The 13,122-nt window shown below is 76.7% G+C and carries 9 protein-coding genes; 7 read left to right on the forward strand and 2 right to left on the reverse strand.

Annotation, left to right across the window (positions count from 1 at the left end; all coding sequences use genetic code 11):
- Positions 1-181 precede the first annotated feature (181 nt).
- From ACFY0X_RS18885 to ACFY0X_RS18900, 4 genes are all read left to right on the forward strand, one after another.
- A complete protein-coding gene (locus ACFY0X_RS18885; RefSeq protein WP_387755978.1) occupies positions 182-709 on the forward strand; it encodes a (2Fe-2S)-binding protein in 528 nt (175 codons plus the stop codon).
- A complete protein-coding gene (locus tag ACFY0X_RS18890; RefSeq protein WP_387755980.1) occupies positions 706-1,710 on the forward strand; it encodes an FAD binding domain-containing protein in 1,005 nt (334 codons plus the stop codon). The genes ACFY0X_RS18885 and ACFY0X_RS18890 overlap by 4 nt, the downstream gene beginning before the upstream one ends.
- On the forward strand, positions 1,707-3,812 hold the full coding sequence (locus tag ACFY0X_RS18895) for a xanthine dehydrogenase family protein molybdopterin-binding subunit (protein ID WP_387755982.1): 2,106 nt from the start codon (positions 1,707-1,709) through the stop codon (positions 3,810-3,812). Before ACFY0X_RS18890 ends, ACFY0X_RS18895 begins: the two co-directional genes overlap by 4 nt.
- Before the next feature lie 144 nt (positions 3,813-3,956).
- Positions 3,957-5,237 carry an MFS transporter gene (locus ACFY0X_RS18900; protein WP_387756179.1) on the forward strand — a complete coding sequence of 427 codons (1,281 nt, stop codon included), beginning with the start codon at positions 3,957-3,959 and terminating at the stop codon, positions 5,235-5,237.
- A 43-nt stretch (positions 5,238-5,280) separates the two neighbouring features.
- Here ACFY0X_RS18900 and ACFY0X_RS18905 read toward each other — a convergent pair whose 3' ends face one another.
- Entirely contained in the window at positions 5,281-6,132 is an 852-nt protein-coding gene (locus tag ACFY0X_RS18905) for a class I SAM-dependent methyltransferase (protein ID WP_387755984.1), read from the reverse strand.
- Between the two features lie 204 nt (positions 6,133-6,336).
- Between ACFY0X_RS18905 and ACFY0X_RS18910 the strand changes: the two genes are divergently transcribed.
- Positions 6,337-9,558, forward strand: coding sequence for an ATP-binding protein (locus tag ACFY0X_RS18910; RefSeq protein ID WP_387755986.1), 3,222 nt, complete (start codon positions 6,337-6,339; stop codon positions 9,556-9,558).
- Positions 9,559-9,617: 59 nt separating this feature from the next.
- Here the strand turns inward: ACFY0X_RS18910 and ACFY0X_RS18915 are convergent, their stop codons facing one another.
- Positions 9,618-10,868 carry a cytochrome P450 gene (locus ACFY0X_RS18915; RefSeq protein WP_387755988.1) on the reverse strand — a complete coding sequence of 417 codons (1,251 nt, stop codon included), beginning with the start codon at positions 10,866-10,868 and terminating at the stop codon, positions 9,618-9,620.
- A 231-nt stretch (positions 10,869-11,099) separates the two neighbouring features.
- Between ACFY0X_RS18915 and ACFY0X_RS18920 the strand changes: the two genes are divergently transcribed.
- Positions 11,100-12,041 (forward strand): TIGR01777 family oxidoreductase, encoded by a 942-nt coding sequence (locus ACFY0X_RS18920; RefSeq protein ID WP_387755990.1) that lies wholly within the window; start codon positions 11,100-11,102, stop codon positions 12,039-12,041.
- 128 nt (positions 12,042-12,169) lie between these two features.
- Positions 12,170-13,048 (forward strand): hypothetical protein, encoded by an 879-nt coding sequence (locus ACFY0X_RS18925; protein WP_387755992.1) that lies wholly within the window; start codon positions 12,170-12,172, stop codon positions 13,046-13,048.
- Positions 13,049-13,122 lie beyond the last annotated feature (74 nt).

Genomic DNA, 13,122 nt, shown 5'->3' on the forward strand with positions numbered 1-13,122 from the left:
TGGGCCTCAAGGCACCCTTGACGTTCCCGGCGTCTGCCCGCAAACGGACGTCGTACGCACCAGGAGGGCCCACCGGCCGGGCGCACCAGCGCGCGGGCCCGGGTTCCGGCCGCTGCCGCCAGGGGTGTGACGGGGCGCCGTGCGCCGTGTGGGCGCCGCCGGGGCAGGGAAACCTGGTGCGATGGAGAGGGAGATCACCGTACGGGTCGACGGCACCGCGCGTCGGCTGACCGTCGACACGCGCACGACACTGCTTGACGCGCTGCGCGAACGGCTCGGAGTGACGAGCCCCAAGAAGGGTTGCGACCACGGACAGTGCGGCGCCTGCACGGTGCTGTCCGGCGGCCGCCGCGTGCTGGCCTGCCTCACGCTCGCCGTCACCCAGGACGGCGCCGAGGTCGTCACCGCCCAGGGGCTCGCCGCCGACGGGCTCCACCCGGTGCAGCAGGCCTTCGTCGACTGCGACGCGCTCCAGTGCGGGTACTGCACCCCCGGGCAGGTCGTCTCCGCCGTCGGGGTGCTCGACGAGTTCGCGCAGGGCTGGCCGAGCGCCGTCACCCGGGGCCCGGGCGCACCGGAGCCGGGACGCGCCGAGGTGGCCGAGCGGATGAGCGGCAACCTGTGCCGCTGCGGGGCCTACGTCAACATCGTCACCGCCGTGCTGCAGGCGGCGGGCCGGCCCGCCACCGACCCGGAGGTGTCCCGGTGAGACCGTTCGACTACCACCGCCCCGCCGACGCCGCGGCCGCCGTGCGCAGCGTCGCCGGCCGTCCGGACGCGGTCTTCCTCGGCGGCGGGACGAACCTGGTGGACCACCTCAAGCTGGGCGTCGCGCGGCCCGCGCTGGTCGTCGACGTCTCCGGCGCCCTGCCGACCGGGGTCGAGGAACTCGGCGGCGGCGCCCTGCGGATCGGCGCGGGGGTCAGCAACAGCGCGCTCGCCGCGCACCCCCGGGTGCGCGAGTGGTTCCCGGTGCTGTCACAGGCCCTCCTGTCGGGGGCGTCCGGGCAGCTGCGCAACATGGCCACCACCGGCGGCAACCCGCTGCAGCGCACCCGCTGCGTCTACTTCCAGGACGTCACGACCCCGTGCAACAAGCGCGAGCCGGGCTCGGGCTGTTCGGCGGTCGGGGGATGGACCCGCAACCACGCGATCCTCGGCGCCTCCGAGCACTGCATCGCGGTCCACCCCTCGGACATGGCGGTGGCCCTGGCCGCGCTCGGCGCGCACGTGCGGGTGCTCGGCCCGGCCGGCGAGCGCACGATCCCGTTCGTCGGTCTGCACCGGCTGCCCGGCGACGAGCCCGAGCGCGACACGGTGCTCGAACACGGCGAGCTGATCACCGCGATCGACCTGCCGGGAGAGCCGATCGCCCGCCGCTCGGCCTACCGCAAGGTGCGGGACCGGGCCTCGTACGCGTTCGCCCTGGTCAGCGTGGCCGCGGCGGTCGACGTCCGGGACGGGGTGGTGGCGGACGCGCGGATCGCGTTCGGAGGCGTGGCGCACGCTCCGTGGCGCGCGTACCGGGCCGAGGAGGCCCTGCGGGGCGCTCCCGCCACGGAGGCCGGCTTCCGGGCCGCCGCGGACGCGGAACTCGCCGCCGCCCGGCCGGCCGGGGGCTTGGACGGCGGCAACGCGTTCAAGATCCCCCTGCTGCGCCGCACCCTCGCCGCCACCCTGCGCGGCCTGACCGGGAAGGACACCCCGTGACGCTCCCCGACGAGCCGGCCGCCGTCGGCCGCGACCTGCCCCGCCGGGACGGCACCGTCAAGGTCCTGGGCACCGCCACCTACGCCCACGAGACCCCGCTGGCGGACGCCGCCCACCTGTACGTCGTGCAGGCCACCGTCGCCCGGGGGCGCGTCACGGAACTGGACACCGCGGCGGCCGAGGCACTCGACGGGGTGGTCACCGTGCTCACCCACGACCGGGCGGAGCGGCTGGCGTCCGTCGAGGACCGCGAGCTGGCGGTGCTCCAGGACGCGGAGGTCGCCTTCCGCGGCCAGGTCGTCGCGGTGGTCGTCGCCGAGACCTCCGAGGTGGCGCGGCACGCGGCCGGCCTCGTCCGGGTCGGCTACGCGCAGCAGGCGCACGACACCGAACTGCGGGCCGACCGCGAGGACCTGTACGCGCCGGAGACGGTGAACCCGGACTTCCCCACGGACACCGCCGAGGGCGACGTGGACGCCGCGCTGGCGGCGGCGGAGGTGACCGTCGAGGAGACGTACAGCACCGCGCGGAACCACAACAACCCGATGGAACCGCACGCCACGGTGGCCCGGTGGGACCCGGCGGGCGAGGGCTTCCTCACCCTGTGGGACTCCACCCAGGGCGTCCACTCGACGCGGTCCGCCCTGGCGGAGGTGTTCGGTCTCGACGAGGAGCGGGTGCGGGTCGTCTGCCCGTACGTCGGGGGCGGGTTCGGCTCCAAGGGACGGCCGCACGTCAACGTGGTGCTCGCCGCGATGGCCGCCAGGGCGGTCCCCGGCCGGCCGGTGCGGCTGGCGCTGACCCGCCGACAGATGTTCGACCTGACCGGCTACCGCACCCCCACCATCCAGCGCTGCCGCCTCGCGGCCGGGCGGGACGGCACGCTGTCCGCGGTCGCCGTCGACGTCGTCGAACAGACCTCGCGCATCAAGGAGTTCGCGGAGCAGACCGGCGTCCCCGCGCGGATGATGTACGCCGCGCCGAACCGGCGCACCACCCACCGGCTGGCCGCCCTCGACGTGCCGGTGCCGTCCTGGATGCGCGCCCCGGGCGAGTGCCCCGGGATGTTCGGTCCCGAGGTGGCGATGGACGAGCTGGCCGAGCGTCTCGGCCTGGACCCGGTCGAGCTGCGGATCCGCAACGAGCCCGCCGTCGAACCCGGCTCGGGCAAGCCGTTCTCCAGCCGCGGCCTGGTCGGCTGCCTGCGGGAGGGCGCGGCCCGGTTCGACTGGGCCCGGCGCGACCCGCGGCCGGGCGTGCGCCGCCGGGGCGACTGGCTGGTCGGCACGGGGGTGGCGGCCTCGACCTACCCCGTCAGCCGGATGCCGACGTCGACGGCGACGATCCGGCGGGAGGGCGGGGGCTACGTGGCCGAGATCGGTGCGGCCGACCTCGGCACCGGGACCTGGACCACCCTGGCGCAGATCGCCGCGGACGCGCTCGGCGTGCCGGTGGAGCGGGTGGAGGTGCGGATCGGCGACACCGACCACCCGGTCGCGTCGGTGGCCGGGGGTTCCTCCGGCATGACGACGTGGGGTTCGGCCGTGGTCGAGGCCGCGCGTGCGCTGCGTGCCCGGTACGGGGCCGAGCCGCCGGACGGGGCGCAGGCCTCCGGGAGCGTCGGGCCGGCGGACGAGCGCTACGCGATGCACGCCTTCGGGGCGCAGTTCGCCGAGGCGCACGTCCACGCGGACACCGGCGAGGTACGGGTGGCGCGGCTGCTGGGCGTGTTCGCCGCGGGCCGGATCATCAACCCCCGTACGGCGCGCTCGCAGTTCGTCGGCGGGATGACGATGGGGCTGTCCATGGCCCTGCACGAGAGCGGGGTACTCGATCCGCGGACCGGCCACGTGGTCAACCACGACCTGGCCGAGTACCACATCGCGGCGAACGCGGACGTCGACCGGATCGAGGCGCACTGGCTCGACGAGCACGATCCCCACGTCAACGCCATGGGGACCAAGGGCATCGGGGAGATCGGCATCGTCGGGACGGCCGCCGCGGTCTCGAACGCGGTGTGGCACGCCTGCGGGGTACGGGTCCGGCACCTGCCGATCACGCTGGACAAGGTCCTGCACGCGCTGGAGGAGCGGGCCGGGTGACGCCCGGGGCCGCCGGTGACGCGGCCCGGGGTGGCGAAGCCGTCCACCTCGGCGACCGGCCGACCGGCCGACCGGCCGTCCGCACCGGCGGCCCCGGCAACTCCGGTGCCGGCAAACGCCCGTGTTAGCCTGACTGGCATGATCATGAGGGGGTCCGGACGGCGTTCATCCGGCGAGCCGGCTTCCGGTGCGCAACGAGCCCTGATCGCCGCCAGTTTCGTCAGCAGGGTGGGCAACGGTCTCTTCAACACCGCCGCCGTCCTCTACTTCACCCTCGTGGTGCACCTGCCCGCCGCGCAGGTGGGGGCGGGCCTGACGATCGCCGGTCTCTGCGGCCTGGCGGTCGGCATACCGGCGGGCAACCTCGCCGACCGGTACGGGCCGCGCACGGTCTGGCTGACCTCCCTCGCCCTGCAGGCCGTCACCATGGCGGCCTTCGTCCTCATCGACAGCTGGCCCGCGTTCACGCTCATCGCCACCCTGGACCGGCTGGCCGCCGCGGCGGGCGGCGCCTCGGGCGGCGCACTCATCGCCAGGGCCGGCGGCGAACGGCCCGCCGCCTTCCGGGCCCGGCTGCGCACCTTCACCAACCTCGGTGTCGTCCTGGGCACCCTGGGCGCGGCCCTCGCCATCCAGGTCGACACCCGCGCCGCCTACACCGCGCTGATCCTCGCGAACGCCGCCAGCTTCGCCGGCGCCGGCCTGATCGCGCTCCTGGGCCTGCCGAACTACCCGCCGCTGCCCCGGCCCGAGGAGCACCGGCAGTGGTCCGTCCTGGCCGACCGGCCCTACGTGTCCTTCGTCGCGCTCTACAGCGCCATGGGGCTGCAGTACCAGACCGTCTCCCTCCTGCTGCCGGTGTGGCTCAGCGCCCACACCGACGCGCCGCGCTGGACCGTGGCCGCGGTCTACGCGGTCAACAGCGGTGTCTGCGTGCTGCTCCAGAGCAGGCTGGGCTCCAGGGTGGAGACCCCCCGGCAGGGCGGCCGCGCCTTCCGCCTCGCCGGGCTGCTGTTCCTCGTCAGCTGTCCGTTGATGGCACTGGCCGCCGACGTCCCCGTGTGGGTCGCGCCGGTGCTCGTCGTCCTCGCCGTGTCCGTCCACAGCATCGGGGAGGTGTGGGAGTCCTCGGCCGGCTACGCGCTCGGCCTCGGTCTCGCACCCGACCACGCCCAGGGGCAGTACCAGGGCCTGCTCGGCATCGGCTTCAACGCCGGCCAGGCCCTCGCCCCGGTGGTCCTGACCGGAGGGGTCCTCGCGCTCGGGCACCCGGGATGGCTGCTCCTCGGTGTGTTCTTCGCGGCCCTGGGCGCCGCCGGACCTCCGGTGGCCGCCTGGGCCGAGCGGAGCCGCCCCGGGAAGCCGGACCCGGAAACCCCGGGGGAGCACCGGGACGGTGAATCCCCGCCGCTGCGGGCCGAATAGCGGGTGAGGGCCGGTCACCGCCGGGACGGCCGGACGGCGGGGGTCACCTCCGGCGCACGCGCAGGACGCCGGTCAGCATCGGGAGGGTGAACTCGCCGGCGCCGGTCTCCGGGCGGGCGGCGAGGTAGGCGCGGGACTCGTCCAGCAGGGCCTCGCGCTCCTGCTCCGGCATGACCAGGACGCCCGCCTTCGTGCCGAGGGTCGCGACGAGGGAGTCCGCCGTCCGGCGCTGTCGGTGCGGGAACTCGGCCTGCTCCGCGGAGTCGAACCAGGCCTCCCCGCCGGACCGGGGGAGGTGCATCCGCGCCGTCTCGGTGCGCCAGCCGGCGGGCAGGTCGCGCGGGCCGATGGCGGCCGGGCCGGTGACCCGGGCGAGGCCGGCCACCCAGTCGACCCCGTCGTCGAAGACGTTCCACAGGCCGGCCAGGACGCCGCAGGGCGCAAGCACCCGGGCGATCTCCGGCCCCGCGAGGTCCATGTCGAACCAGTGCATGGCGTTGCCGGACACCACGGCGTCGACGGCGCCGTCCGGGAGCGGGATCGCCTCGGCGCTGCCCGGCAGCGCGCGGACGGCCGGGAGCGATCCGCGCAGTTCGGCCAGCATCGCCGGGTCGGGTTCGACCGAGACCACGTCGTGGCCCAGCGCGGCCAGCGTGGCGGTGAGCTTGCCCGTTCCCGCGCCGAGGTCGAGCACCCGCCGGCCGGGCGCGGCTTCCAGGGCCCACCGCACCGCGGCCCGCGCGTAGTCCGGGCGGTGCTCGGCGTAGGCGGCCGCCGCCCGGCCGAACGACGAACCGTGCAGCCGCCGTTCGTCCTGGGCCGAAGCCCGCCCGGTGGGCGCGGGGCGGCGTGCGTCGTCCCGGTGGTGCTCGGTGGTGCGGTCGGTCCCCGTCATCGTGGCTCCATCCGGTCGGCGGTCCGCGCCGGGTGCGCAGCGCGCGGTGGCCGTCCGGGGTCGACCTGACCCGGACGGCCAGAGCTATCGGTTCGATGTATCGAACCGATACATCGTGACCCTAGGTACCGGCGGGCTCCCGCACAAGGGTCCGCTTCCGCTGACCGGTGATCAGCGCCGGGGGCCGCTGGTTACGCTGACGCGGTGACGATCGAGCTGCGCGTGCTGTCCACCGTCTCCTGCCACGGCGAGGAGGTCACCGCCCCCGGACTGCGGGGGCTGCTCGCGCTGTTGGCGGGGGAGGTGCGGGCCGGCCGCGGCCGGGGGCGGCTGGTGGACGGGCTGTGGCCGGAGGAGGGGCCCGAGCGGCCGGAGAAGGCGCTGCAGGTGCTGGTGTCCCGGGCCCGGGCGAAGTTCGGGGCGGAGCTGATCGTCAGCACGCCGACCGGGTACCGGCTGGGGCTCGGGGAGGAGCGGGTGGACGCCTCCGCGGTGCTGCTGCACGCCGCCGCGTGCGCCGAGAAGTCGCGGGCCGGGGACCACGCCGGGGCGCTCGCCGAGGCCGAGGCGGGGCTGGAACTGTGGGGCGGGCAGAGCGATCCCGCGCAGGACGGGGGAGCGGACCCGGTGTCCGCGCTGCGCGCCGAACGGGCCCGTACCCGGCGGGCGTTGCGGCGCGCCCGGGCGCTCGCGCTCGCGCGCACCGGGCGGCACCCGGAAGCCGTCGAGGCGCTCGCCGAGGAGGCCGCCGGGCAGCCGCGGGACGAGGAGGTGCTGCTGGAACTGCTGCGCAGCGAGGCCCGGACGGCCGGGGCGGCCGCCGCGCTCGGCCGCTACGACCGCTACCGCCGCGGCCTGCGGGAGGCTCTGGGCGCCGACCCCGGCCCCGAACTGCGGTCGCTGCACCAGGAGTTGCTGCGCGGTGAAGAGGCTCCGGTGCGGCGCGGGGTACCGCACGAGCCGAACGCCCTGGTGGGCCGGGAGGCCGACCTCGCCGCCGTCGCGGAACTGCTGGACGCCGCCCGCGTGGTGTCGGTGGTCGGCCCCGGCGGGCTCGGCAAGACCCGGCTGGCCGCCGCCGTGGCGCGCCGGGCGGCGCAGCGGGCGGTGCACCTGGTGCCGCTCGCCGGAGTGGCCGCCGACCAGGACGTGGCCGGAGCGGTGGCGGCCGCGCTCGGCACGGGGGACCAGGCGGCGATCGCCGGCGCACTGGGCCCCGGGCCGGTGCTGCTGGTGCTGGACAACTGCGAGCAGGTGGTGCGCGGCGTCGCCGACCTGGTGCACGCGCTGGTGGCCGCCCGCCCGGACCTGCGGGTGCTCACCACCAGCCGCACCCCGCTCGGGATCTCCGCCGAATCGCTGTACCTGCTCCCGGAGTTGGACCGGGAGGCCGCCGTCGAGCTGTTCACCCAGCGGGCCCGCGCCGCCCGCCTCGACGTCCAGCTGCCCGCGGGCCCGGTCGCCGGGCTGTGCGCCCGGCTGGACGGGCTGCCGCTGGCGCTGGAGCTGGCGGCGGCCCGGGTGCGGGTGCTGGCGGTGACCGAGATCGCCGACCGGCTGGCCGACCGCTTCGCCCTGTTGCGCGGCGGGCCGAGGGACGCGCCGCGCCGCCACCGCACCCTGCAGGCCGTGGTCGACTGGAGCTGGAACCTGCTCGACCCGTCGGGCCGGGCCGCCCTGCGCGCGCTCTCCGTCTTCCCCGGCGGCTTCACCGCCGAGGCCGCCGGGCGGCTGCTCGACGACGACGGCGCCGACGTCCTGGCCGTGCTGGAGGACCTGGTCGACCAGTCCCTGCTGCGGCTGGTCGACACCCCGAGCGGCGGGCGGTTCCGGATGCTGGAGACCGTCCGCGAGTTCGGCGCGGCCGAGCGCACGAAGGCGGCCGAGGACGAGGCCGTCGCCGCCCGGTTCCGCGCCTGGGCACGGGAGTTCGGGCTCGCCCACCACGACGGCCCGTTCGGCCCGGCGGCCGTGGCGCAGTGGCGGCTGGCCCGCGCCGAACAGGACAACCTGGTCCACGCGCTGCGCCTGGCCCTCGCTGCCGGGGACGCACCGACGGTGGCCGCCGTCGCCGCCGTACTCGCCGGGCTGTGGACCACCGAGGGCAACTACGTCCGGCTGCTCGCCCTCGCCGAGGACACCGGCGGCGCGGTCTCCCGGCTGCGCCCCGGGCCCGGGCTGCTGGAGCCGGTACGCACCCTCACCGCGCTGAGCACCGTCAACACCCTGCTCGCCGCGGGCGGCGGACTCGGCACCGGCACGGGCGCGCTGCGCCTGCTCGCCGCCCTGCGGCGGCTGCCGCCGGCTGCGCCGGACAGCCCGGTCCGGGCGATCGCCACCGTCATGGCGGCCGTCCCCGAGGTGCTGGGCTCCGCGCGGGACGGCAGCCCGGACGAAGGCCCGCTGGCGGCCCTGTGCGCCGCGCCCGAACCGCTGCTCGCCGGTGTCGCCGAGGCGGTGGCCGGCTACCGCTGGGAGGGCGCGCAGCAGTTGGAGCGGGCGACCGCCTCGGCGCGGCGGACACTGGCGGCCGTCGAGGCGCTGCCGGTGCCCTGGCTGCGGGTGCTCGCGCTGGCGCGGCTCGGCGAGCTGCACCTGCAGGGCGAGCGGGGCGCCGAGGCGCTGCCGCTGCTGCGCGCCGCGATGGCGGAGCTGGACCGGCTCGGCGACTGGACCGACATGCTGGGCCTGCGCTGGGGCATGGTGATCGGCAGCCTGCAGGCCGGGGACCCGGACGGTGCCGAGCACTGGCTGGAGCTGGCGGTGCGGCACCGGCCGGCCGAGGCCGTCGACCTGCTCACCCCGGAGCTGGGCGTCCGGGCCGAACTCGCCCTGGCCCGGGGCGAGGTGGCGGCCGGGCTGGCGCTGTGGCGGCGGTCCGCCGAGCTGCTGGCGGTGCCGTCCGGGGTGGCGTCCGGTGAGCCGGCCGGAGGGCTGTCCGCCGGGTCACCCGCCGACCGGTCCTGGGCGTTGGAGCTGGTGGCCGTCTGTGTGGCCGCCCACGCCCGGCACGGCGAGCTGGACCGGGTGGCCGCGCCGGCCGCCGCCCTCCCCGGGCGGCTGGCCGAACTGCTCAGTCGTCCGGCCGCGTTGGTGGAGGGGCCGCTCGCCGGGACGCTGCTGCTGGCGCTCGGCCTGGTCGCACTGGACCGGGGCGCCCGCGACGGCGACCCCGAGCGGACCAGGGCCGGCGTGCGGCTGGTCGTGCTGGCCGAGCGGTTCCGCTGCCTGCGCAACTTCCAGCCCACCATGGGCTCGGCGGCGGCCCGGGGCGAGGCCGAACGGGCCGACCGGGAGGAGTACCGGCGGGCGGTCGCCGAATACGGGGCGGCCGGGATCGCGGCGACCGGGGGTTCGGTGACCGGGTGCGCGGCGCCGGACCGGTCGGCGCTGGCGGCCGAGGCGCGCCGGCTTCTGGGCGTCTGACCCCGGGCTCCGTACGGCCGAGGGCGCGGCGCGTCAGAACCGTTCAGGGCCGCGGCCGTTCAGAGCCGCACCGGCAGCCGCAGCAGGTGGAAGCCGTCGGCCGGCCAGTGCCCGAACTCCAGGTCCTCCCGGGCGACTCCGAGCGCCGCCTCCGGCCGCCGGATCACCACCTGGTCCAGCACCACCGAGGTGACCAGCCGGCCGAGCGCCGCGCCCAGGCAGTAGTGCACGCCGTGGCCGAACGCCAGGTGGCCGTCGCCGCGCCCGAACTCCCGGGTGACGTCGAGGCGTTCGGGCGCCTCGCCGTACTCCCGCGGGTCGTGGTCGGCGGCCAGCAGGGCGACGGTGACCGGGTCTCCGGCGCGCAGCGCCGTCCCGGCGAACTCGAAGTCCTGGGCCGCGTACAGGGTCGCACCGATCCGCACCAGGGTGACGTAGCGCAGCAGCTCGGGCACGGCCCGCTCCAGCAGTTGCGGCTCGGCGCGCAGCCGGGCCAGCTGCTCGGGGTGGTCGAACAGGGCGAGCAGCCCGTGGGCGAGGAACAGCGCGGGCGGGGTGATGCCGGTGTTGATCAGCAGGAAGACGGCCGAGACCAGGTAGTCCTCGTCCAGCGGCTGCTCGCCCTCGCGGGTGTCGTGCACCAGGGTGGAGACGAGGTCCTCGGTGGGCTCGGCGCGGCGGCGGTCGATCAGCTCCTTGACGTGGTCGACGATGCCGACCAGGCCCTCGACCGTCCGGGTGCCGTCGCCGTACGCGAAGTCGCGGATCCAGCCGCAGACCCGGGGCCGGTCCGCCTCCTCGACGCCGACCAGCTCGCAGATCACCTGGGTGGCCAGCGGGTAGGCGAACTCGCCCAGCAGGTCGGCCGGTTGGTCCCGGTCGGCGAGGCCGGCCAGCAGTTCGGCGGCGGCGCGCTCGACGAAGCCGCGCAGGGCGGCGATCCGGCGGGCGCTGAAGGCGCGGGTGAGCGGCGCGCGGCGGTGGGCGTGCTCCTCCCCGTCGAACAGCGACAGGTGGCCGGCGAGGTACTTGGCGTACTCGGCCGGGAGGCCCTCGCAGGCGGCGGCCAGGAGTTCGTCCTGCGGGTCGGATCCGGAACCGGCCGGGTCGGCGACGCCGGTCCGGTCCCGGACCAGCCGGGGGTCGGTGAGGGCGGCCTTGACGTCGGTGTAGCGGGTGACCAGCCGGACCGGGGTGTCCAGGCCGGGCAGCGCGACCAGGGGCAGTTCGGCCTGCCCGCGGAACCGGGCGTAGGCGCCGACGGGGTTCTCGATGTCCTCGGGGGTGAGCTGGACGGGGCTGCTGGTCATGCCGGGTGCTCCTTCTGTGGCTCTGCCGCTGCGGGGCCGCCGCGTGGCGGGCCCGGTCGGCGCTTTCCGATGGCCGGAGCTTGCCGGGGCCCGCCTTCAACGCGGTTTCAACGCGGTTTCAGCCCCCCGGGCCGCCCGGGGGAGCGGTGGAATTGAACACGTTCAGAAGCCTGGGCTAGGCTGGCCCCGAGGCGCCCGGGGAACCGGGGAACCGAGGTACGAGGGGGAGCCATGAAGGTCGTCATTCCCGGCGGATCCGGCGCGCTCGGAAGGCTGCTCGACCGGAGCCTGACCGCCGCCGGACACCAGGTCGTCGTCCTCAGCCGCAGGCCCGCCGGGCCCCGGCAGATCGGCTGGGACGCCCGGACCCTCGGCGCCTGGGCGGCCGAGGTCGACGGCGCCGACGTCGTGCTCAACCTCGCCGGGCGCAGCGTCAACTGCCGCTACACCGAGGCCAACCGGCAGGAGATGATGGACTCGCGGGTGCACTCGACCCGGGTCGTCGGCGAGGCCGTCGCGGCCGCCCGCCGGCCGCCCGCCGCCTGGCTCCAGATGAGCACCGCCACCGTCTACGCCCACCGCCACGACGCCCCCAACGACGAGCGGGACGGCCTGATCGGCGGCGGCGAACCCGACGCCCCGCCCGCCTGGCGGCACAGCATCGACGTCGCCCTGGCCTGGGAGCGCACCCAGGCGGAGGCCGACACCCCGCACACCCGCCGGGTCGCGCTGCGCACCGCCGCCGTCCTGGGCCCCGAGCGCGGCGGCTCCCTGGACGCGCTCTCCTGGCTGGCCCGGCTCGGCGCCGGCGGCCCGGTCGCGGGCGGCGCCCAGTACGTCTCCTGGATCCACGAGCGGGACTTCGTCCGTGCCGTCGAGTTCCTGGTCGCCCGCGAGGACCTCACCGGCCCGGTCAACCTGGCCGCCCCCCACCCGCTGCCCCAGCGCGAGTTCATGCGCGAGCTGCGCAGTGCCTGGGGCATGCCGCTGGCCCTCCCCGCCACCCGCTGGATGGCCGAGCTGGGCGCCTTCGCGCTGCGCTCCGACACCGAGCTGCTGCTGAAGAGCCGGCGTGTCGTCCCGACCCGACTGCTCGACGCGGGCTTCACCTTCGACCACCCGGCCTGGCCGCAGGCCGCCCGCGACCTCGTCCGGCGGCTGCGCGGACGGTAGGGCCGGGGACGGGCGGCGCGGCGGTTCGTCACGGGGCCGTCACAGCTCCCCGCCGGGGCTTGCCCGGGCCGGGCGGCCCCCGGGAGCGTGGAGCCGCACGCGACGGGCGGACCGGGGGGCGGGACGGGATGCGGACGATACGGCTGCGGTATACGCGGCTGCGGGGCGAGAGCCTGGGAGCCGGCTGTCTGCTGGGCCTGGCCACGCTGATCGCGCTGACGGAGTCCGGTGCCACCGCCCCGGCGACGGGTGTGCTGATCGCGGCCCTGGTCGCCGCCGCGGTGGCGGTCGGGACGCCGTACACCTGCTGGCTGCGGGAGGAGGTGGACGGCCTCACCGTGGTCCGGCTGCTGGTCGCCCGGCGCTACGCCTGGTCGGAGATCCGCGGGCTGCTCATGGAGTTCGACGAGGAGGACGAGACCGGCGTCCGCCGGATCACCCTGCGGCTGCGCCTGGTGGACCCGCCGGGCCGCTTCTGGGGCCCGCTGTTCGGCCAGTTCACCGTCACCGACGAGGACCGGCCGCGCGGCGTCGAACCGCGCGCCCTGGCCGAGCTGTTCGCCCTGTTCGGCCGGCACGGACTGCCCGTCGACCGGCCGGAGTTCGCCGACGCGGTGCTCTCCCTCCACGGGCTGCCCCGGCTGCCGCCCCGGCCGGTGCGGACCGTGCCGGTCGGGCCGGTGCCAACGCCGGCGGAGGCCTACGCGGACGCCCCGGGCGTGGAGGAGGAGCGGCGGGACCTCGCGGCCTGCCGGAGCACCGTCAAGAGCCCGCCCCGCAGGCGGCGCGAGTACCTGCTGCGGATCGCCGCGCGGGCCGACCGCGTGGCGCTGGCCGGCGGGGACGCGGACGTCGAGCAGGTGGCGTGGGCCCGGATCGCGGCCGGGTACCTGACCGAGCACGACGGCGCCACCGCCGACGGCGACGACGCCCGGGCGTACGTCCGCCGGCAGTACCTGGACTGGTCCCGGACCTCCGCCGAGCCGCGGAACGGCCGGGGACGCTGACCGCCGGAGTCCCGGGAGCCGGCAACCGGGCCGCGCCGGCCGGCCGGGCCGTACGTGACCGTCACGGGCCGAGC

The organism is Kitasatospora sp. NPDC001547 (genome assembly GCF_042894165.1).
Taxonomy (GTDB): Bacteria; Actinomycetota; Actinomycetes; order Streptomycetales; family Streptomycetaceae; genus Kitasatospora.

What these genes read in the sequence shown, in the direction of transcription:
- ACFY0X_RS18885 (WP_387755978.1), top strand. Translation starts at nt 182, where the DNA reads ATGGAGAGGGAGATCACCGTACGGGTCGACGGCACCGCGCGTCGGCTG.
- ACFY0X_RS18900 (WP_387756179.1), top strand. Translation starts at nt 3,957, where the DNA reads ATGAGGGGGTCCGGACGGCGTTCATCCGGCGAGCCGGCTTCCGGTGCG.
- ACFY0X_RS18905 (WP_387755984.1), bottom strand. Translation starts at nt 6,132, where the DNA reads ATGACGGGGACCGACCGCACCACCGAGCACCACCGGGACGACGCACGC.
- ACFY0X_RS18915 (WP_387755988.1), bottom strand. Translation starts at nt 10,868, where the DNA reads ATGACCAGCAGCCCCGTCCAGCTCACCCCCGAGGACATCGAGAACCCC.
- ACFY0X_RS18920 (WP_387755990.1), top strand. Translation starts at nt 11,100, where the DNA reads ATGAAGGTCGTCATTCCCGGCGGATCCGGCGCGCTCGGAAGGCTGCTC.
- ACFY0X_RS18925 (WP_387755992.1), top strand. Translation starts at nt 12,170, where the DNA reads ATGCGGACGATACGGCTGCGGTATACGCGGCTGCGGGGCGAGAGCCTG.